Annotated in this window: 20 protein-coding genes; 14 read left to right on the top strand and 6 right to left on the bottom strand. The window is 70.2% G+C overall.

What is annotated here, in order from left to right; translation table 11 throughout:
• Positions 1 to 49: 49 nt before the first annotated feature.
• Entirely contained in the window at positions 50 to 1,873 is a 1,824-nt protein-coding gene (locus tag OG306_RS20620) for a bifunctional metallophosphatase/5'-nucleotidase (protein ID WP_266747553.1), read from the bottom strand.
• 332 nt (positions 1,874 to 2,205) lie between these two features.
• Between OG306_RS20620 and mshD the strand changes: the two genes are divergently transcribed.
• From mshD to pstB, 11 genes are all read left to right on the top strand, one after another.
• Entirely contained in the window at positions 2,206 to 3,129 is a 924-nt protein-coding gene (gene mshD, locus OG306_RS20615; protein ID WP_266747552.1) for a mycothiol synthase, read from the top strand.
• A 93-nt stretch (positions 3,130 to 3,222) separates the two neighbouring features.
• Positions 3,223 to 3,633, top strand: a complete 411-nt coding sequence (locus OG306_RS20610; protein ID WP_266747551.1) for a GntR family transcriptional regulator — start codon at positions 3,223 to 3,225, stop codon at positions 3,631 to 3,633.
• On the top strand, positions 3,630 to 4,526 hold the full coding sequence (locus OG306_RS20605; protein WP_266747550.1) for an ABC transporter ATP-binding protein: 897 nt from the start codon (positions 3,630 to 3,632) through the stop codon (positions 4,524 to 4,526). Before OG306_RS20610 ends, OG306_RS20605 begins: the two co-directional genes overlap by 4 nt.
• Positions 4,523 to 5,506, top strand: coding sequence for an ABC transporter permease subunit (locus tag OG306_RS20600; RefSeq protein WP_266747549.1), 984 nt, complete (start codon positions 4,523 to 4,525; stop codon positions 5,504 to 5,506). Before OG306_RS20605 ends, OG306_RS20600 begins: the two co-directional genes overlap by 4 nt.
• 292 nt (positions 5,507 to 5,798) lie before the next feature.
• Positions 5,799 to 8,057 carry an RNA degradosome polyphosphate kinase gene (locus OG306_RS20595; protein WP_266747548.1) on the top strand — a complete coding sequence of 753 codons (2,259 nt, stop codon included), beginning with the start codon at positions 5,799 to 5,801 and terminating at the stop codon, positions 8,055 to 8,057.
• On the top strand, positions 8,044 to 9,048 hold the full coding sequence (locus OG306_RS20590; RefSeq protein WP_266747547.1) for a CHAD domain-containing protein: 1,005 nt from the start codon (positions 8,044 to 8,046) through the stop codon (positions 9,046 to 9,048). Before OG306_RS20595 ends, OG306_RS20590 begins: the two co-directional genes overlap by 14 nt.
• Before the next feature lie 72 nt (positions 9,049 to 9,120).
• Positions 9,121 to 9,567 (top strand): NUDIX hydrolase, encoded by a 447-nt coding sequence (locus OG306_RS20585; RefSeq protein WP_266747546.1) that lies wholly within the window; start codon positions 9,121 to 9,123, stop codon positions 9,565 to 9,567.
• Positions 9,568 to 9,777: 210 nt separating this feature from the next.
• Positions 9,778 to 10,914: a phosphate ABC transporter substrate-binding protein PstS gene (pstS, locus tag OG306_RS20580; protein WP_266747545.1), complete on the top strand. Its 1,137-nt coding sequence runs from the start codon at positions 9,778 to 9,780 to the stop codon at positions 10,912 to 10,914.
• Positions 10,915 to 11,148: 234 nt separating this feature from the next.
• On the top strand, positions 11,149 to 12,144 hold the full coding sequence (gene pstC, locus OG306_RS20575) for a phosphate ABC transporter permease subunit PstC (RefSeq protein WP_266747544.1): 996 nt from the start codon (positions 11,149 to 11,151) through the stop codon (positions 12,142 to 12,144).
• Positions 12,141 to 13,226 (top strand): phosphate ABC transporter permease PstA, encoded by a 1,086-nt coding sequence (pstA, locus tag OG306_RS20570; RefSeq protein ID WP_266747543.1) that lies wholly within the window; start codon positions 12,141 to 12,143, stop codon positions 13,224 to 13,226. The genes pstC and pstA overlap by 4 nt, the downstream gene beginning before the upstream one ends.
• Positions 13,227 to 13,254: 28 nt before the next feature.
• A complete protein-coding gene (gene pstB / locus OG306_RS20565) occupies positions 13,255 to 14,031 on the top strand; it encodes a phosphate ABC transporter ATP-binding protein PstB (protein ID WP_266747542.1) in 777 nt (258 codons plus the stop codon).
• A gap of 144 nt (positions 14,032 to 14,175) precedes the next feature.
• Here pstB and OG306_RS20560 read toward each other — a convergent pair whose 3' ends face one another.
• Positions 14,176 to 15,174 carry an inorganic phosphate transporter gene (locus OG306_RS20560; RefSeq protein ID WP_266747541.1) on the bottom strand — a complete coding sequence of 333 codons (999 nt, stop codon included), beginning with the start codon at positions 15,172 to 15,174 and terminating at the stop codon, positions 14,176 to 14,178.
• Between the two features lie 5 nt (positions 15,175 to 15,179).
• Complete coding sequence (locus tag OG306_RS20555; RefSeq protein WP_266416320.1) at positions 15,180 to 15,800, bottom strand: DUF47 domain-containing protein; 621 nt, start codon at positions 15,798 to 15,800, stop codon at positions 15,180 to 15,182.
• A gap of 200 nt (positions 15,801 to 16,000) precedes the next feature.
• Here OG306_RS20555 and OG306_RS20550 point away from each other — a divergent pair, with 200 nt between their 5' ends.
• Positions 16,001 to 16,372 carry a metal-sensitive transcriptional regulator gene (locus tag OG306_RS20550; protein ID WP_266747540.1) on the top strand — a complete coding sequence of 124 codons (372 nt, stop codon included), beginning with the start codon at positions 16,001 to 16,003 and terminating at the stop codon, positions 16,370 to 16,372.
• Positions 16,373 to 16,399: 27 nt separating this feature from the next.
• On the opposite strand, the gene OG306_RS20545 is transcribed toward OG306_RS20550, so the two are convergent.
• Both OG306_RS20545 and OG306_RS20540 read right to left on the bottom strand, forming a co-directional pair.
• Positions 16,400 to 16,588: a hypothetical protein gene (locus tag OG306_RS20545; protein ID WP_266752334.1), complete on the bottom strand. Its 189-nt coding sequence runs from the start codon at positions 16,586 to 16,588 to the stop codon at positions 16,400 to 16,402.
• Positions 16,589 to 16,757: 169 nt separating this feature from the next.
• Positions 16,758 to 17,705 carry a hypothetical protein gene (locus OG306_RS20540; protein WP_266747539.1) on the bottom strand — a complete coding sequence of 316 codons (948 nt, stop codon included), beginning with the start codon at positions 17,703 to 17,705 and terminating at the stop codon, positions 16,758 to 16,760.
• A 133-nt stretch (positions 17,706 to 17,838) separates the two neighbouring features.
• Between OG306_RS20540 and OG306_RS20535 the strand changes: the two genes are divergently transcribed.
• Both OG306_RS20535 and OG306_RS20530 read left to right on the top strand, forming a co-directional pair.
• On the top strand, positions 17,839 to 18,027 hold the full coding sequence (locus OG306_RS20535; protein WP_266747538.1) for a hypothetical protein: 189 nt from the start codon (positions 17,839 to 17,841) through the stop codon (positions 18,025 to 18,027).
• Positions 18,028 to 18,146: 119 nt separating this feature from the next.
• Positions 18,147 to 19,790, top strand: a complete 1,644-nt coding sequence (locus OG306_RS20530; protein ID WP_266747537.1) for an FAD-binding oxidoreductase — start codon at positions 18,147 to 18,149, stop codon at positions 19,788 to 19,790.
• A gap of 59 nt (positions 19,791 to 19,849) precedes the next feature.
• Here OG306_RS20530 and OG306_RS20525 read toward each other — a convergent pair whose 3' ends face one another.
• Positions 19,850 to 20,581, bottom strand: a complete 732-nt coding sequence (locus OG306_RS20525; RefSeq protein ID WP_266752333.1) for a phosphatase PAP2 family protein — start codon at positions 20,579 to 20,581, stop codon at positions 19,850 to 19,852.
• Positions 20,582 to 20,661: the final 80 nt, after the last annotated feature.

Below are 20,661 nucleotides of genomic sequence, written 5' to 3'. Positions count from 1 at the left end.
GCCCACCGCCCCACTTCACCCGCGTACGGGAGTTACGCAGTTACGGGAGTTACTGGATGACCGTGATCCGGTCCGTCGCCGGCGGGGCCAGCGGCGCGGCGGCCGTCGAGTGGGCCGCCAGGTAGGCGTTGAAGAGGTCCAGGTCGGACGCGCCGACCAGCTTGTTGGTGCCCTGGCCGAGCGCCGCGAAGCCGTCGCCGCCGCCTGCCAGGAACTCGTTCATCGCGACGCGGTAGGTCTTGGCCGGGTCGATCGCCGCACCGTTCAGCTTGATGGTGTCGGTGACCACGCGGGCCGCGCCGGACTTCGTCATGTCGAGGGTGTAGGTGAGGCCCTTGGAGATCTGGAGGATCTTCGGGCTGGCCTCGTTGGAGCCGCTGACCTGCTGCTGGAGTGCGGTGACCAGCTGGGCGCCGGTCAGGTCGACGACGTTCATCATGTTGGTGAAGGGCTGCACGGTGAAGGACTCCCCGTACGTCACCACCCCGTCGCCCTCACTGCCGGACGCCTTGTAGACCAGGTCCGCGCGGATACCGCCCGGGTTCATGAAGGCGACGACCGCCCCGCCCTTGTCCGCCGGGGCCAGGCCCTCCAGCTGGGCGTCCGCGATCAGGTTGCCGAGCGGCTTCTCGGGGGCCGTGGAGCCGCGGCCGTCGATGTCGGCGGTGATGTAGCCCTGCGGCCTGTTCGCGATGGGTGCCGCGAGGGTGTTCCAGCGGGCGATCAGGTCCGTCATGTCGGTGGCCCTGGGCTGGTCCCGGCTGACGATGTGGTTCACCGACTTCGGGTTCGAGGCACTGGCCGACTTCACCGACGTACGGACGATGTCCTTGGTGCCGCGGTCGTAGGTGAGGGTCGTGTCGGTGTAGATCTTGCCGAACGACGCCGCCGAGGTGACCATGCGCGGGTTGCCCGCCGGGTCCGGGATGTTGCACACGTACGCCTGGTGGGTGTGGCCCGTGACCAGCGCGTCGACCTTCGGCGTGATGCCCTTGGCGATGTCGACGATCGGCCCGGAGATGCCGTCACCGGCGCCGGAGCTGTCGCAGTCGTAGTTGTACGAGGTGGAGGCCGGCGCCCCGCCCTCGTGGATCAGCGCGACGATGGACTTGACGCCCTGCCGGTCCAGCTCGGCGGCGTACTTGTTGATCGTCTCGACCTCGTTGTGGAACTTGAGGCCCTTGACACCGTTGGCCGTGACGATGTTCGGCGTACCCTCCAGGGTCACACCGATGAAGCCGATCTTGATGCCGTTCTTCTTCCACACCGTGTACGGCTTGAGGATCGGCTTGCCGGTCTTCTCGCTCGTCACATTGGCGGCGAGGTACGGGAAGTCGGCTCCCTTGAACTTCTTGCCCGTCTCGTAGCACCCCTCGACCGGGTGGCAGCCACCGTTCTGGAGGCGGGCCAGCTCGACGGCGCCCTCGTCGAACTCGTGGTTGCCGACGGCCGTCACATCGAGGTTGATCTTGTTGAGTGCCTCGATGGTCGGCTCGTCGTGGAACAGGCCGGACAGCAGCGGGCTCGCGCCCACCATGTCGCCACCGGCCGCGGTGATGGAGTACGGGTGACCCTTGCGCGCGGTCCGGAGCGAGGACGCGAGGTACTCGACACCACCCGCCGGAATCGCCTTGGTCGTGCCGTCGGGCTGCGTCTCGTTGACCGTGCCCGCAGAGCCGGCCGGCGGCTCCAGGTTCCCGTGCAGGTCGTTGAAGGACAGCAGCTGTACGTCGACGGTGTTGGCCGGCTTGTGCTGCCCGTTGCCCTGGGCGCTGGCCGGCATCGCGGCGACGAGCGCGCCGACGGTGGCGAGCCCGGCCGCGGCGGCGAGCACCCGCCGGGATGCGCGGTTCTTCTGCGGTGTCGCTGACATCGGTCCCCTTGTGATTTCTGCGGGAGGTTTGAGGGTGATGGCGAGTCTGGAGACTTCGTGCCGCAGCCTAGGGTCAACGCGCGTAGCGCGACAGGTGTCCGGGGTTACGAACTGGTTGCCATGCGGTCTGAATCGGGACCAACTGGCGCCTATCACCCGCATGGCTCACATATGCAGGCAGAAACGTCACGGCCCGTACGACTGCCGGAAGCGTGCGCGTCATGGAGAACGAATTCACGGCAAAGGCGGTCGTACCGGCCCAACGGGCCGCAGGACGATTCCGCACCCTCGCGGCGCCCACATCCCGGCCCCACCCCCGTACGCTCGTACACATGACGACTGACGCACCCCTCCCCGCCCCCGGACGTGAGATCCAGACGCTCGACGTCCTCTCTTCCGAGCAGGCCGAGGCCGTGTCCGGGCTGCTCGCCGAGGCGGCCCGGTCCGACGGCAGGCAGGCCGTGTCCGAGCAGGGGCGGTTGCAGTTGCAGGGCGGGCGGCGCGAGGGGGTGCGGCATCTGCTGCTCACCAGTGGGGGCACCCTGGTGGGATACGCGCAGCTGGAGGACACCGACCCCGTCGAGGCACCGGCCGCCGAGCTGGTCGTGCAGCCGGCGTACCGCGGACAGGGGCACGGGCGGGCGCTGGGGGCGGCGCTGCTCGCCCTGACCGGGAAGCGGCTGCGGGTGTGGGCGCACGGCGGGAAGGCCGCGGCCCGGCATCTCTCGCAGGTCCTCGGCCTCTCCCTCTTCCGCGAACTGCGCCAGCTGCGCCGCCCGTTGGGCGCGTCGGACATCGCGGAGCCGGTCCTGCCGCCCGGTGTCACCGTCCGCACCTTCGTGCCCGGCAAGGACGACGCCGCCTGGCTCGCCGTGAACCGGGCCGCCTTCGCCCACCATCCCGAGCAGGGCTCGCTGACCCAGCGCGACCTGGACGACCGCAAGGCGGAGCCGTGGTTCGACCCGACGGGGTTCTTCCTGGCCGAGCGCGGTGGCGAGCTGATCGGCTTCCACTGGACGAAGGTGCACGCCGAGGAACAGCTCGGCGAGGTGTATGTCGTCGGCATCCGGCCCGACGCGCAGGGCGGCGGCCTCGGCAAGGCGCTCACTGCGATCGGGCTGCGCCACCTGGCCGCCGAGGGGCTGCCGACCGCGATGCTCTACGTCGACGCGGACAACAAGGCCGCGCTGGCCGTCTACGAGCGGATGGGCTTCGTGACGCACGAGGTGGACCTGATGTACCGCACGGAGTCCTGAGCGGCCACGACTCCCACCAGGGGCGGTGTCTCTTGACGCCGCCCCTGCTTTGCGGCACCCTTTCACTACTTAATTAGTGAAAGGGGGATGAGCATGGCAGAGTCCGCAGCGGTCGAGTACCGCATCGACCGGCGCAGCGGCGTCGCCACGTACCTCCAGATCGTCCAGCAGACCAAACAGGCCCTCCGCCTGGGCCTGCTGGAGCCCGGCGACCGGCTGCCCACCGCACGCGAGGTCGTCGAGGCCACCGCCATCAACCCGAACACCGTGCTCAAGGCCTACCGCGAGCTGGAGCGCGAGGGCCTCGTCGAGGCCCGGCGCGGGCTCGGCACCTTCGTCACGCGGACCCTCGGCGGCGCGGCGGCCGTCGACGACGCGCCGCTGCGCGCCGAGCTCGCCGACTGGACCCGCCGGGCCCGCACGGCCGGGCTGGAGAAGGACGACGTGAGCGCGCTCTTCACCGCCGTACTGGACAAGACCTTCGAGGGGGATCACGCCGGATGACAGGCGCTGCGATCGAGGCCGTCGGCCTCGGCATGAAGTACCGGAGCAGGGGCGGGAGCTGGGCGCTGCGCGACTGTTCGTTCCGGCTGCCCGCCGGGCGCGTGTGCGCTCTCGTCGGCCCCAACGGTGCCGGCAAGTCCACCCTGCTCGCCCTCGCGGCGGGCTTCCTGCGGCCGGCGGAGGGGATGGTACGGGTGCTGGGCACAGCGCCCGGCGGGGCGCGGGCCCGGATGGCCTTCGTGGCCCAGGACAAGCCGCTGTACCCGCAGTTGACGGTCGCCGGGACCCTCTGGGCGGGCGCCGAGCTGAACCCGGGCACCTGGGACCAGGACACGGCCGAACGCATCGCCGGGGAGCTCCCGCGCGACGCCTCGGTCCGCACCCTCTCGGGCGGCCAGCGCACCCGGCTCGCGCTGGCCCTCGCCCTCGGCAAGCGGCCCGAACTGCTCCTGCTGGACGAGCCGATGGCCGATCTCGACCCGCTCGCCCGCCACCAGCTGATGGGCGCGCTGATGGCGGAGGCCGCCGAGCACTCCACGACGATCGTGATGTCCTCGCACATCCTCACCGAGCTGGAGGGTGCCTGCGACTACCTCCTGCTCGTCGACGGCGGCCGGGTCCGCCTGGGCGGCGAGACGGACGCCCTGCTCGCCGCGCACGCCCTGCTCACCGGTCCCGTACGGGACACCGCGCCGCACACCGTCGTCGAGTCCCGCACGGCGGGACGTCTGCAGACCGCGCTGGTACGGCGGGAGGGCCCGGTGGACACCGCGGTCTGGGAGGCCGCGGAACCTTCGCTGGAGGAGCTGCTGCTGGCACATCTGCGCGCACCGCAGGCGCCCGCCCTGCTGACGCCGAGCGCCGAGGCCGGCCTGGAGGTGGCGGCCGTATGAGCACGATCGCCTTGCGCGGCCCGGAACGGGTCGTCATTCGTCAGCACCGTTGGACGCTGTGGACCGTCGGCGTCCTCACGCTCGCGGGGATCGCCGCCGTGGTCGCCGCCTACCTGTGGATGGCATCCGCCTCCGACACGTTCGCGAACAGCGGCTGCTCGGTGGAGAACACGGTCCGGGGGTGCGGTGACACCGTCCGGCACTTCCTCGACGCCGAACTCCGTTTCGGCCGCGCCGTCGATTACGCGGACCTGGTGATGATGCTCCTGCCGCCCTTCGTCGGCATGTTCGTCGCGGGTCCACTGATCGGCAGGGAGCTGGAGAGCGGTACGTACAAGCTGTCCTGGTCCCAGTCGGTGTCGCCCGCGCGCTGGCTCGCCGCCAAGCTCGCCGTACCCGGCGTGCTGACACTCGCCGGGGTCTCCGTGCTGTCCGCCGTCTCCGCCTGGGCCAGGTCGCGAACAGCCGGGACGCACTACCCGACAGGCGACTGGTACGAGCGGCAGGTCTACGGCGCGATGGGCACGGTCCCCGTGGGCTACGCCCTCCTCATGCTCGCCTTCGGCTCGCTTGCCGGGCTGCTGCTGCGGCGCACCGTCGCCGCGATGATCGCGACCGTGGTCGGGTACGGCGTACTGGTCGTCGCCCTGAACAACGTCCGCATCCACCTGTGGCCGGTCCGGACAATCACCTACCCGGTAGGAGGCGACTTCCGGTTCCCCGACTCGGCCGCTGTAGTCGGACAGGGCTGGCTGACCAGCGGGGGCACCCGGTTGTCCTCCCCCTCCGACGTCTGCCTGGACGCGCCCGCCGACCTCGACAAGTGTCTGGCCGACCACGACATCACCCGTAACTACATCGATTACCACCCGGCCTCGCACTTCTGGCCGCTCCAGCTCGTCGAGACCGGCATCCTGCTCGTCCTCGCCGCGCTCGCCGTCACCGTCGCCTTCCGGGTGCTGGGCCGCCGGCACGGCTGAACCCTCCCGGTGGTGTCCGGGCCTCTGCCGGGGACCCGGACACCGCCCGCAGGACCGGTCCGCGCACCCGCACACCGCTTCCTGCACGTCATGTCGCCGTTACCGGCCATTCAGAAGGGCTTGCGACCCTCTCAGGATGCAGCCAGTCGTGCCGACCCCCCGCAACGGGAGAGATCCCGGTGGAGACGACACGGGCCGTGGAGGCCGTGGCAACCCCACGGACCGCGCGTTTCCCGCGATCTCCGTGCCCTCCGGCGCGCCCTCGGAGCCCCGGACGCGGAAGAATGGGTTCATGAGCCAGCAGCCCAGCTCCGAGGTCCCGGCCCAATCCCCCGTGCAGCCGTCCGTGGGCTCGCTCGCCGCCCAGCGGCCGCGCGCCGTCGCCGCGGCGGCGGCGGCCAACGGCGCGGCGCTGTCGACCAGGGCCGACCTCGATCCCGACATCGACGCCGACGTCGACGCGTACGAACCCGACGCCGAAGGCGACGAGCTGCCCCGCGACCGCTTCCTGGACCGGGAACGCAGTTGGCTCGCATTCAACGAACGAGTGCTCGAACTGGCCGAGGATCCGGCGACCCCCCTCCTCGAACGGGCTAATTTCCTCGCCATCTTCGCCTCCAATCTGGACGAGTTCTTCATGGTCCGGGTGGCCGGGCTGAAGCGCCGTATCGCCACCGGGGTCGCCACCCGCTCCGCCTCCGGGCTCCAGCCCCGCGAAGTCCTCGACCTGATCTGGACCCGCTCGCGCGAGCTCATGGCCCGGCACGCCGCCTGCTACCAGCAGGACATCGCCCCCGCCCTGTCCGACGAGGGCATCCAGCTGATCCGCTGGCCCGAACTGACCGAGAAGGAGCAGGCCCGCCTGTTCACCTTCTTCCGGCAGCGCGTCTTCCCCGTGCTGACCCCCCTCGCCGTCGACCCGGCGCACCCCTTCCCGTACATCTCGGGCCTCTCGCTCAACCTCGCCGTCGTCGTACGCAACCCGGTCAGCGGCCACCGCCACTTCGCCCGGGTCAAGGTGCCGCCGCTGCTGACCCGCTTCCTGGAGGCGTCGCCGCAGCGGTACGTGCCCATAGAGGACGTCATCGCCGCCCACCTCGAAGAGCTCTTCCCGGGCATGGAGGTCCTCGCCCACCACACGTTCCGGGTCACCAGGAACGAGGACCTGGAGGTCGAGGAGGACGACGCCGAGAACCTCCTGCAGGCCCTGGAGAAGGAACTCATGCGGCGCCGCTTCGGCCCGCCGGTCCGCCTGGAGGTCGAGGAGTCGATCGACCCGTACGTGCTGGACCTGCTGGTACGCGAACTCAAGGTGTCCGACGCCGAGGTCTACCCGCTGCCCGGACCGCTCGACCTCACCGGGCTCTTCGGCATAGCGTCCCTGGACCGGCCCGAGCTGAAGTACCCCAAGTTCATCGCGGGCACCCACCGCGATCTCGCCGAGGTCGAATCCGCCGCCGCGCCCGACATCTTCGCCGCGCTGCGCGAACGCGACGTACTCCTGCACCACCCGTACGACTCGTTCTCCACCTCCGTACAGGCGTTCCTGGAGCAGGCCGCCGCCGACCCCGACGTCCTCGCCATCAAGCAGACCCTGTACCGGACTTCGGGCGAATCCCCGATAGTGGAAGCGCTGGTCGACGCCGCCGAATCCGGCAAGCAGGTCCTCGTACTCGTCGAGATCAAGGCGCGCTTCGACGAACAGGCCAACATCAAGTGGGCGCGCAAGCTGGAGGAGTCCGGCTGCCATGTGGTCTACGGCCTCGTCGGCCTCAAGACCCACTGCAAGCTCTCGCTCGTCGTCCGCCAGGAAGGCGACACGCTGCGCCGCTACTCGCACGTCGGCACCGGCAACTACCACCCCAAGACGGCCCGGCTGTACGAGGACCTCGGCCTGCTGACGGCCGACCCGCAGGTCGGCGCGGACCTCTCCGACCTCTTCAACCGGCTCTCCGGCTACTCCCGCCGCGAGACCTACCGCCGCCTCCTGGTCGCCCCGAAGTCCCTGCGCGACGGGCTGATCGCCCGGATCGACAAGGAGGTCACGCACCAGCGGGCCGGGCGGGCCGCCTACGTCCGCATCAAGGTCAACTCGATGGTCGACGAGGCGATCATCGACGCCTGCTACCGGGCCGCGATGGCGGGCGTGCCGGTGGACGTCTGGGTACGCGGCATCTGCGCGATCCGCCCCGGCGTCGCGGGCCTCTCCGAGAACGTCCGGGTCCGCTCGATACTGGGCCGCTTCCTCGAACACTCGCGGGTCTTCGTGTTCGGCAACGGCGGCGAGCCCGAAGTGTGGTTCGGTAGCGCCGACATGATGCACCGCAACCTCGACCGCCGGATCGAAGCACTGGTCCGGGTCACCGACCCCGCCCATCGCGCCGCGCTCAGCCGTCTCCTGGAGACCGGCATGGCCGACACCACCTCCTCCTGGCACCTGGGCCCCGACGGGAACTGGACCCGGCACGCCACGGACGCGGACGGCCAACCGCTGCGGAACGTACAGGAAATGCTCATTGACGCCCGGAGGCGCCGGCGTGCGACGCCATGACCACCAGACGACGCAGGCGGACCTTACGGCAGGGGCGGTGCTCGCGCCCTACCTTCAGGAACAGGCCGCCGAATTCCTGCGCAGCCTGCGCCTGCACCGCGAGAACAGCGCCCCCACGGATGCCGGGAGCCACACCGCCGAGGAGGCCGCCGGTGCGCTGCGCCGCTCGTCCCGCCGGATCGGCGGCACGCTGCACACCTTCCGGGCGGCCCTGGACACGGCCTGGGCCGAGCAGCTCCGCACCGAACTGGCCTGGCTCTCGGGCACCCTGGCCCGGGAACACGCCTACGCGACCCGGCTGAACCGGCTCCTCGAAGCGCTGCACCACCTGTCCGGCACCTCGCTGCCCACCGCCCGCACGGCATCGGGGTCCGGCACCGGCTCCGCCGGTGACAAGGAGCGCGCCGTCCTCGGCGTCGGCGCGGCCCGGGCCGGCGCGCTGCTCGAGCGGCAGCTGACCCTCGCCCGGACCCGCGCCCACTCGGCGGCGCTCCAGGCGCTCGGCTCCTCCCGCTTCCACGCGGTGGCCGACGCGGTCGCGCTGCTCGCCTCCGAGGTCCCGCTCGCCGCAGCGGCCACGGCCCCGGCCGAGGAGATGCTGCACGGCCCCGCCGACCGGGCCGAACAACAGCTGCTCGGCGCGGTGGCCGCGCTCCCGTCGGACCATGCGGCCGAGCCGTACAACGAGGCGCAGGACGCGCCCTGGCACCGGACCCGGCTGCTGCTGCGCCTGCACCGGTACGCCCACGAGGTGGTGCGGGGCGCCCCCGATCCGGTCCTGGCCGCGCCGGGGCACGCCCTCGATCTGCACCGGGACGCGTCGGAGGCGGCCGCGGCGGCGGCATCGGCGGCCCGCACGCCCCGGATCGCGCCCGCGACCGCGTACGCCCTGGGGGTGCTCCACGCCGATCAGCGGCACGCGGTGGAGGCGGCGCGCAACGGGTTCCGGGAGAGCTGGCCGTACGCGAACGCGCCGGTGATCGCGCCATGAGCGGGCCGTACGCGAACCGGGCGGTGATCGCGCCATGAGCGGGCCGTACGCGAACCGGGCGGTGATCGCGCCATGAGCGGCGAGCCCGCCCCGGGTCCCGTGCTCGCCGCGGGGTGTGTGCTGTGGCGCCGGGCCGCGTACTCCGGCGAGCTGGAGGTCTGCCTGGTCCACAGGCCTCGCTACGACGACTGGTCGCATCCGAAGGGCAAGCTGAAGCGCGGCGAGTCCGCGCTGGACTGCGCCCGGCGCGAGGTGCTGGAGGAGACCGGCCACCACTGCGCGCCCGGCGCCGCGCTCCCCACGATCCGGTACACCGTGAACGGGCGCCCCAAGGAGGTCGCCTACTGGGCGGCCGAGGCGACCGGCGGCGCCTTCGTACCGAACGCGGAGGTCGACCGGGTGAGCTGGCTCTCCCCGGCGGCGGCCCGGACCCTCCTCACCCGGCCCCACGACCGGGACGTGCTGGACGCCCTGCTCGCCCGTCTGCCGGGCACACCATCGAGCCCGTCCGGTGATTGAGGACCAAGAACCGCACCCCGAACCCGCGCGGCAGAACCGGGCCGCCCAGCACGGTTCACCTTCCGTTCACCCGCCCCCGCAAACCGCTTCACCTGTTCTGCCTAACTTCGGCAGTGCACGGTGCACGGCGCCAATGCCGGAGCACCCACCACAACGCACGCCGTCGTAGAACGAAGACACCTCGGCGGCTCCTGGAAGGAACACCCGAAAGTGAAGCTTCAGCGCAAGAACCGGCTTCGTGCCACCGCGCTCGGTGCCCTCGCCGTCTCCAGCGCCCTGGTCCTCACGGCGTGCGGTTCGGACAACAACAGCGGCGGGACCACTGGTGGCGACGGCGGCAAGACGAGCGCCGCGTCGGACATCAAGTGTGACGACGCCAAGGGCCAGCTGCTCGCCTCCGGCTCCAGCGCGCAGAAGAACGCCATGGACCTCTGGGCCAAGAACTACATGGCCGGCTGCTCGGGCGTCGAGATCAACTACAAGTCGTCCTCCTCCGGTGAGGGCATCATCGCCTTCAACCAGGGCACGGTCGGCTTCGCCGGTTCCGACTCGGCGCTGAAGCCCGAAGAGGTCGCCGACTCGAAGAAGATCTGCAAGACCGGCCAGGGCATCGACCTCCCGATGGTCGGCGGACCGATCGCCATCGGCTACCACCTGGAAGGCGTCGACAGCCTCACGCTGGACGCCCCCACCCTCGCCAAGATCTTCGACACGAAGATCAAGAAGTGGAACGACCCGGCGATCGCCAAGCTCAACAGCGGGGTCAAGCTTCCGGACAAGGCCATCCAGCCCTTCCACCGCTCCGAGGACTCCGGCACCACCCAGAACCTCGGCAAGTACCTGGGCGCCGCCGCCCCGAAGGACTGGAAGTACGAGGCCGAGAAGAAGTGGCCGGCCCCCGGTGGCCAGGCCGCGTCCAACTCCTCCGGTGTCGCCGCCCAGGTGAAGCAGGTCGACGGCGCGATCGGCTACTTCGAGCTCAGCTACGCCACCTCGCAGTCGATCCCCACCGTCGACATCAACACCGGTGGCTCCGCCCCGGTCAAGGCCACCCCGGAGAACGCCTCCAAGGCCATCGCCGCCGCCAAGATCAAGGGCACCGGCAAGGACCTGGCGCTCGACCTCGACTACACCACCAAGGCCGAGGGCGCGTACCCGATCGTCCTGGTGACGTACGAGGTCGTCTGCGACACAGGCAACAAGGCCGAGACCCTGCCCACGGTCAAGTCCTTCCTGAACTACACCGCCAGTGACGAGGGCCAGAAGCTCCTCACCGAGGCCGGTTACGCGCCGATCCCGACCGAGATCAACAGCAAGGTCCGCGAGACCATCGCCTCCCTCTCGTAACCAGCACGCCGGACCGGGCCGCGTGATCGGGGGACACGCAGCCCGAAGCACGTAAGCACCACAGGCAGCACAGGCAGCACAGGCACCACCGCGAGCAACACCAGTAACACCAGCAACATCCGCGTCACCCAGCAGGCCGGTCCGGCGCACCCCTCCGGGCCGGCCCGCGACCACCCATCCGGTGCACCGCCGCCAGGGGAGCCACGCCGCTCCCCCACACAGACCGGAAAGACCATGGCTTCCACCACACCGATAGACACGCCACCGCCGCCACCGGCCGTGCGAAACCGCGACAGGCCCAGGACCGGGCGCGCGGGCGACAAGGTCTTCCTGGGCCTCTCCAGGGGCTCGGGCATTCTGCTGCTCGTGATCATGGCGTCCATCGCCGTGTTCCTCACCTACCGCGCCGCGCTCGCCGTCTCCAAGGACCAGGGCAACTTCTTCACCACCTTCGACTGGAACCCGGCCGGTGATCCGCCGGCCTTCGGCATCGCGGTCCTCCTCTTCGGCACGGTCGTCAGCTCGATCATCGCGATGGCCATCGCCGTCCCGGTCGCTGTCGGCATCGCGCTGTTCATCTCGCACTACGCGCCGCGCAAGCTGGCCGCGCCCCTCGCCTACGTCGTCGATCTGCTCGCCGCAGTGCCGAGCATCGTGTACGGCATCTGGGGCGCCCTCTTCCTCGTCCCGTACCTGGAGGGCCTGAACCTCTGGCTCGACCAGTTCTTCGGCTGGACGTACCTCTTCGAGAAGACCGAGGTCGGCGTCGCCCGCTCGCTCTTCACCGTCGGCATCCTGCTCGCGATCATGATCCTGCCGATCGTGACCAGTGTCAGCCGCGAAGTCTTCCTCCAGGTCCCGAAGACGAACGAGGAGGCCGCCCTCGCCCTCGGCGCCACCCGCTGGGAGGTCATCCGCCTCTCGGTGCTCCCCTTCGGCCGCTCCGGCGTGATCTCCGCGTCGATGCTGGGCCTGGGCCGGGCGCTCGGCGAGACGATGGCCGTCGCCACGGTCCTGTCGCCGAGCTTCATCATCTCCGGACATCTGCTCAATCCGGGCGGCGGAACGTTCGCCCAGAACATCGCCGCGAAGTTCGACGAGGCCGATCAGTTCGGGCGGGACGCCCTGATCGCCTCCGGCCTCGTCCTCTTCGTCCTCACCCTGCTGGTCAACGGCGCGGCCCGGCTCATCATCGCCCGCCGCAAGGAGTACTCGGGGGCCAACGCATGAGCCAGGCAGCCAACACCGGCACCCAGGAACGCCCCACCCCGACGGCGCCCGCTCGCGGGACGAGCCTCAGCAGCCGCGCCCTTCCCCGCTGGGCCCCGTTCGGCTTCGCGGCCGTCGCGCTCGCGCTGGGCGTGGGCATCGGCGCGGCGGCGGGCTGGCGCAGCCACACCCAGTGGGGGCTGTTCTCCGCCCTGCTCTTCGTCGTCATCTCGTACGTCACGACGACGGTCGTCGAGAACCAGCGCCAGGCCAAGGACCGGCTCGCCACCAGCATCGTCTGGGTGTGCTTCCTGCTGGCCGTCGTGCCGCTCGCTTCGCTCCTGTGGACGACGATCAGCCGGGGCGCGGCGCGCCTGGACGGGTACTTCCTGACCCACTCGATGGCCGGCGTGCTCGGCTCCGAGCCGACCGGCGGTGTCTATCACGCACTGATCGGCACGCTGGAGCAGGTCGGCATCGCCACCCTGATCTCCGCCCCCATCGGCATGCTGACCGCCATCTACCTGGTGGAGTACGGCAAGGGTGCCCTGGCGAAGACCGTGACCTTCTTCGTCGACGTCATGACGGGCATCCCGTCCATCGTCGCCGGTCTCTTCATCCTCTCGATCATGCTGATGACGAAGACCGCCCCGTCCGGTCTGATGGGCGCGCTGGCGCTCACGATCCTGATGATCCCGGTCGTGGTCCGCTCCACCGAGGAGATGCTCAAGCTCGTCCCGAACGAGCTCCGCGAGGCATCGCTCGCGCTCGGCATCCCGAAGTGGCGCACCATCCTGAAGGTGGTCCTCCCGACCGCGATCGGCGGCATCACCACCGGGGTGATGCTCGCGATCGCCCGCATCGCCGGTGAGACGGCGCCGATCATGCTGCTGGTCTTCGGCAGCCAGTTGATCAACGCCAACCCCTTCCAGGGCGCACAGTCCTCGCTCCCCTTCTACATCTGGGAGCAGTACAAGGTCGGCACCGATCAGTCGTACGACCGCGCCTGGGCCGCGGCTCTGGTCCTGATCGCCTTCGTCATGATCCTCAACCTGGTGGCCCGCGGCATCGCCCGCTGGAAGGCCCCGAAGACCGGCCGCTGACCGCGGCACGAAAGAAGCAGTGATTCAGATGGCCAAGCGCATCGACGTCAGCGGCCTGTCCGCCTACTACGGCTCCCACCTCGCCATCGAGGACATCTCGATGACCGTGGAGCCCCGCTCCGTGACCGCCTTCATCGGCCCGTCCGGCTGCGGCAAGTCCACCTTCCTGCGCACCCTGAACCGCATGCACGAGGTCACCCCCGGCGGCCGCGTCGAGGGCAAGGTGCTGCTGGACGACGAGAACCTGTACGGGCCGAACGTCGACCCGGTCACCGTGCGCCGCACGGTCGGCATGGTCTTCCAGCGCCCGAACCCGTTCCCGACCATGTCGATCTTCGACAACGTCGCGGCGGGCCTCAAGCTGAACGGCTCGTACAAGAAGAACCAGCTGTCGGACATCGTCGAGAAGTCCCTGCGCGGCGCCAACCTCTGGAACGAGGTCAAGGACCGGCTGAACAAGCCCGGCTCCGGACTCTCCGGCGGCCAGCAGCAGCGCCTGTGCATCGCCCGCGCGATCGCCGTCGAGCCCGACGTGCTGCTGATGGACGAACCGTGCTCCGCCCTGGACCCGATCTCCACCCTCGCCATCGAGGACCTGATCGGCGAGCTGAAGGAGCGCTTCACGATCGTCATCGTGACGCACAACATGCAGCAGGCGGCCCGCGTCTCGGACCGCACGGCGTTCTTCAACCTCGCGGCGGTCGGCAAGCCCGGCAAGCTCGTGGAGATCGACGAGACGGAGCGCATCTTCTCCAACCCGTCCGTCCAGGCCACCGAGGACTACATCTCGGGCCGCTTCGGATAAACCCCCATGAACGCCTTTGGGTGCTGCATGGCGGTGCCACCCGTAAGGCAAAGGGTCCGCCCCGCTCCCCTTCACAGGGAAGCGGGGCGGACCCGTCTCCATACCGCCGCGTCGCTGCCGGACGACCCCGGCAACCCCGCTTCGTCACCCGAAGAGCAGCACCACGACCCCGTAGCTCGCGGCGGCGACCAGGCCCGCGGCCGGCATCGTGATGAACCACCCCAGGATGATGTTCTTGGCAACCCCCCAGCGCACGGCGTTCACCCGCTTCGTGGCGCCCACACCCATGATCGCCGAGGTGATCACGTGCGTCGTGGAGATCGGCGCGTGGAACATGAACGCCGAGCCGAACATGATCGACGCACCCGTCGTCTCCGCGGCGAACCCCTGCGGCGGGTCCAGCTCGATGATCTTCCGGCCGAGCGTCCGCATGATGCGCCAGCCGCCCGCGTACGTACCCAGCGAGAGCATCAGCGCGCAGACGAGCTTCACCCAGACCGGAATCGGGTCGCTCGGGCTCTCGACATCGGCGATGACCAGGGCCATCACGACGACACCCATCGTCTTCTGCGCGTCCTGCAGACCGTGACCGAGCGCCATGCCCGCGGCCGAGACCGTCTGGGCGATCCGGAAGCCGCGCTTGGCCTTGTGTGGATTGGCTTTCCGGAACAACCACATGATCGCGACCATCACGAGGTAGCCGACGACGAGGCCGATGACCGGCGAGAGGAACATCGGGATGACGACCTTGTCGAGCACCCCGTCCCAGTGCACCAGCGTTCCGCCGGCGAGCGCCGCACCGACCATGCCGCCGAACAGCGCGTGCGAGGAAGAGGAGGGCAGCCCGAAATACCAGGTGACAAGGTTCCAGATGATCGCGCCGACCAGCGCGGCGAAGAGGATTCCCATCCCCTTGTGGCCCTCGGGGGTCGCGATCAGTCCCTCGCTCACGGTCTTGGCGACACCGCTGCCGAGGAACGCGCCGGCCAGGTTCATCACCGCGGCCATCGCGAGTGCCGCACGCGGGGTGAGCGCACGGGTGGAGACGGACGTGGCGATGGCATTCGCCGAGTCGTGGAAGCCGTTCGTATAGGTGAAGCCGAGCGCGACACCGATGGTCACGATCAGCGCAAAGGTGTCCACGTGGTTCAGGACTCCTTGACCGCGATGGTCTCCACCGTGTTGGCGACGTGCTCGAAAGCGTCTGCCGCCTCTTCCAGTACGTCCACGATCTGCTTGAGCTTCAGCACCTCTATGGCGTCGTACTTGCCGTTGAAGAGGTGGGCGAGCAGTTTGCGGTGGATCTGGTCGGCCTGGTTCTCCAGACGGTTGACCTCGATCCAGTACTCGGTGAGGTTGTCCATCGTGCGCAGACCCGGCATCGCCTCGGCGGTCAGCTCGGCCGCGCGGGCCAGCACCTCGACCTGCTGGGCGACGCCCTTGGGAAGTTCCTCGACCTGATACAGCACGACCAGGTCGACGGCCTCCTCCATGAAGTCCATGATGTCGTCGAGCGAAGAAGCGAGGTTGTAAATGTCCTCGCGGTCGAAGGGCGTAATGAAAGAGGAGTTCAGCTGGTGGAAGATCGCGTGGGTGGCATCGTCCCCCGCGTGCTCCGCTGCCCGCATGCGCTCCGCGATCTCGACTCGGGAGGCAGAATCCGCCCCGAGCAGTTCCATCAGGAGTTTCGAGCCCGTGACGATGTTGTCCGCGGATGCGGAGAACATGTCGTAGAAGCTCGTCTCCCTGGGGGTCAGACGAAAGCGCACGTGGGGTCCTCGGGGTGCTTTGGATTCGGTCAGGCTGATGCTAGGTGCATCATCCGGCCACGGCTAACCGGCGTTCTTCAGTGTCGCGCATCGGGCACAGTGATCAGCACGGGCCCCCGGTCACGTTTCGGCAGAATTCGTTAGGATATACCCACCAGGGGTATGCAAACGGCAGGGTAAAGGGAAAGCGGGAGGCAGAAATGACCACTACCGAGGCTGCCGGGACCACCGCCGCCGGCGCGGCGACGGAATCGGTCGCGGAACCGGTCGTCACCGACCACGACCGGGGTATACACGGCTATCACCACCAGAAGGCCGAGCACCTCAAGCGGCTGCGCCGGATCGAGGGCCAGATCCGCGGCCTCCAGCGCATGGTCGACGAGGACGTCTACTGCATCGACATACTCACGCAGGTCTCGGCGTCCACGAAGGCGCTCCAGTCCTTCGCCCTCCAGCTGCTGGAGGAGCATCTGCGGCACTGCGTCGCCGACGCGTCGGTCAAGGGCGGCGCGGAGATCGATGCGAAGGTCGAGGAAGCCACGAAGGCCATCGCCCGGCTGCTCCGCACCTGATGCGGGGCCCCGTACCCAGCCCCGTCCTCACCCCCGGTGGTCGGCCTGCCGGGGGACGGTGGCCCGTTCCGCGATCACCCGGACGTTCAGCACCTCGTCGATACGGTCCGCGCTGAGCCGTTCCCCGTGCGCGGCCGAAGCGGCGATCATCAGCTCACCGCAGAGCTCGATCTCGGCGAGGGCCACATGGTCGGATACGGTCCGCGTGCCGAGCATCACCGCGTCACTCACCTCTCGCCGCCGTCACGGGCTTCCTAGCGTAGGGAGCGGACCACACGCCGCGCATGGCACGGACGGACCATTTCCCACCCGCCGCCCTACCTACGCCGCACCGCCCCCGCCCCCACCCCCCACTCCCCGTCCTGCTGTTTCTGCCTATTTCTGCCTATCTCTGCCGGATCTTCCCGGTGTAGATGTCGCTGTCGTCCGGCAGCCGTACGGAGACCGGCACTCCGAATCCGTACAGCAGCGTCGTCGACACCACCTCCACCGCCGGCCCCTCGTTGGCGAAGCTGAAGCGGTGGCGCACCTTGCGCAGCCGCCCCTGTTCGTCGATGTACGCGTCGAACGGCACCGTGTGCGTACGGAAGCCCTTCGCCGCGGCGGCCAGTGCCCCGCGTGATTCCGGCGAGACCTCACGCGCCGCCCGCCCGATGTCCGAAACACCCCGGTAGTGCCGCACGGTCACCCCGGCGAGCTCGGTCCTCTCCACGTACGTCACCTGCCGCGCCCCCAGCAGCAGTTCGGCGGCGGCCATCGGATCGGTCACACCGCCGGTGACCAGGTTGCCGTCCTCAAGGGTCGTCGTGTCGACCCTGACCCACTTGTCCTCCGGCACTCCGGCACCGCGGTTCATCATGTAGAGCGCGCCGGGGGCCAGCAGCTCGATGATGGGGCGGTGCTCGTCCTCGCCCGCGGCGTCCTTGGGCAGCACGACCGTGAGCCGGCCCGTCCGGTGCCGGAAGTCGTACGTCCCCCGGCCCCTGATCGTCACCCGCGTCCCGCCCGCCGCGGTCTCCATCGACGTACGCACCTCGGCGCTTCCGGCCACGACCCGGCCTCCGGCACCGGCCTCGGCACCGTGGGCGGCCCCGGCCACCGTCGCTGTTCCGGTACCGGTACCGGTACCGGTCACCGTCGCCGTTCCCGCGAGCACCGCGGCAGCACGGTGCACCGCGTCGAGCGAGCCGGCCCCGCCCCGCTCGTCGGCCATGGCACGGTCGCCGCCGCCACCGCCGCCACCGCATCCGGCGGTCGCCGCCATCACGCCCACCACGGCAAGGGCGCAGACAGCGCGCGCCCCGCCTCCGGACCTGTGCTGCTGCACCACCATCGCCTGCCAACCCCCAACGACGTACCGCTTGCCCGAGCCCCCCATCTGTTCCGCATAACGACAGCCCGTGTCCCCCGTCACGCCGCTCCCGTACGCCACACCGCCGGGTGGCCGTGCCCAGTACCGTGGACGGGTGTACGTCCAACGCCCCGAAGAGGCCCCGCAGACTCCCCCCACCACCGCGTCCGCCGGGCATGATCCCGCGACCGTGGAACGCGGCTCGTTCTGCACCGCCCGCTGCCGTTGCGGCTGGTCCGGGCCGGCCCGCCGCTCCCGGGACCGGGCCCGCACGGACGCCGCGGAACACCGCGCCGCACCCTGACCCCGCTCCCCAACGCCCGTCCCTCTCCCCCTTCCGATCCGTCCTCTCCTCCCCTCTGATCCGCCTTCTCCCGGTATCCCCCCACCGACCGGCCCATGAGCGCCCGACCCGGAGGTCCCATGAACCCGCTGCCCCTGCCCGACCGGCGCACCCTGCTCCTCGCGGGGGCCGCGGCAGCCCTCACCGGCGCCACCGCGACCGCTTGCAGCGGCGCACCCGGCTCGGGTTCCGACTCCGGCAGCAACCCGTCGGGCGCCACAGGCGCAACGGGCACCACAGGCACCGCGGATGCCACTGCCACCTCAACGGCCTCACCGGTCCCGTCGAAGTCCGCGCCGTCCGGCCCCGCGGACTGGTCCGCCCTGGCCAGAAGCCTCGACGGCGCCCTCGTTCGCCCCCAGGACGCGGCCTATCCGACCGCCCGTCAGCTCTACAACACCCGTTTCGACAGCCAGAAGCCCGCCGCCGTCGCCTACGTCAGGCACGAGGCGGACATCCGCGAGTGCCTGGCCTTCGCCCGCCGCACCGCCACCCCCGTGTCCATCCGCAGCGGCGGCCATTCCTACGCGGGCTGGTCCAGCGGCGACGGACGCCTCGTCGTCGACGTCTCGTCACTGTCCCGCGTCGAGGCGAGCGGCACGATCGGCGCGGGCGCCAAGCTCATCGACGTCTACCAGGGCCTCGCCCGGCACGGCCTGACGATCCCCGGCGGCTCCTGCCCCACGGTCGGCATCTCCGGCCTCACCCTCGGCGGCGGTCATGGCGTCGCGTCCCGCGCGTACGGCCTGACCTGCGACAGCCTCACCGCGGCCACCGTCGTCACGGCCGACGGCAAGACCCTCACGGTGGACGCCAAGCACCACCCGGACCTGTTCTGGGCGCTGCGCGGCGCGGGCAACGGCAACTTCGGCGTGGTCACCGAGCTGAGGTTCCGTACCCGCCCGGTCCCGCAGACCGTCGCCGCGTACATGTCCTGGCCCTGGTCGCGCGCCCGCTCCGTCGTCACGGCCTGGCAGGAGTGGGGACCGTCCCAGCCCGACGAGATCTGGTCCTCCGCGCATCTCGACGCAGGCCCGGGCGGCGTCAACCCGACCGTCTCGGTGGCCGCGTTCGGCCTCGGTACGTACGGCGACCTGCAGAACGCCGTCGACCGCCTCGCCGACCGGATCGGCGCTTCGGCCTCCTCCGTATCGCTGCGCCGCCGCAGCTACCAGGAGTCGATGCTCGTGTACGCGGGCTGCTCGGGCATCACCGAGGCCCAGTGCCACCTGCCGGGTACGACGCCCGGCCGCACCCCGCAGGGCACGCTCCAGCGCGAGACGTACGCCGCCGCTTCCGACTTCTACGACCGCTCCCTGTCGCCGGCGGGCGTGCAGGCCCTGCTCGAGCGGGCCGAGGCGTTCACCCGGATTCCCGTGACCCAGAGCGGAGGCGGTGGTTCCGTCACGCTCACCGCACTCGGCGGGGCGATCAACCGCGTCTCTCCGGACGCGACGGCCTTCGTCCACCGCCGCTCACGCGTGCTCGCCCAGTACATCGGTGCCTGGCGCGCCGGCACGGCGGGCAGCGCGCAACAGGACTGGCTGAAGGACACTCATGCGGCGATGCGCCGGTACGCGTCCGGAGCGGCGTACCAGAACTACACGGACCCGACGCTGACCGACTGGCGCCGGGCCTATTACGGCTCGGCGGCCGACCGGCTCACCCGCCTGAAGAAGCAGTACGACCCCGGGCGCCTCTTCGCCTTCCCGCAAGCACTCTGACATCACCGCGCCGCGGGGGACTTCCTCTCCCCTGCCCGCACGCGTCTCCCGGACGATTCCTACGCGGCCAGGTCCTTCTCGCCGTCCCCGCCGCCCGTGCCCGGCCGCGGTTCCGGAATCCCGACGGCGCCGGTCCGTCCGCCGGACGCCACCGACGGCGCCGGCCGACGCGACCGTACGAGCCACCCGAGCCGGTCCGAACGGGAGACGGCCGCCGTCAACGGGGTCAGCAGCATCATCGCCAGCGGGGCGAGCAGCAGGACGGCCGCGGTGCCGAGCGCGAACCCGCCGATGACGTCGGTCGGGTAATGGACGCCCATGTAGATCCTGCAGAACCCTTCCAGCAGGGCGAGGGCGATCGCCGCGACGCCGAACTTCCGGTTGGCCACGAAGAGCCCGACGGCCAGGGCCATCGCCATCGTGGCGTGGTCGCTCACGAAGGAGAAGTCGTTCTTCCCCGCCACCAGGACGTCCAGCCCCTGGTGGTCCCTGAACGGGCGCGGTCGCTGCACGAAGTCACGGATCGGGATGTTGATGAGCAGCGCGATCCCGGCGGCGAGCGGTGCCCAGACGATCCCGGAGACGGCCGTCACCGAATCGTCGGCCGTGCCGCGCCGGCGCACGCTCCACCAGCACCACAGGACCACCAGGACCATCCCGAGCATGATCCCGTACTCGCCGACGAACTCCATGACCCGGTCGAACCAGCTGGGAGCGGACTTCGCGAGCCCGTTGATGTCGTAGAGCAGGCTGACATCGGGGTTCGACCCATCCAGTACGAGTCCAGCCATCTGCTGCGGCCCCTTGCCTTGTCTGCTGCCGCGGGGCACGCCCATGTGCACCGCCTTGACGAACCCCCGTATCGATTCGA

It is taken from the genome of Streptomyces sp. NBC_01241, assembly GCF_041435435.1.
GTDB lineage: Bacteria > Actinomycetota > Actinomycetes > Streptomycetales > Streptomycetaceae > Streptomyces.
The sequence above is the reverse complement of the archived record's forward strand: the minus strand, read 5'-3'. Positions and strand labels throughout refer to the sequence as shown.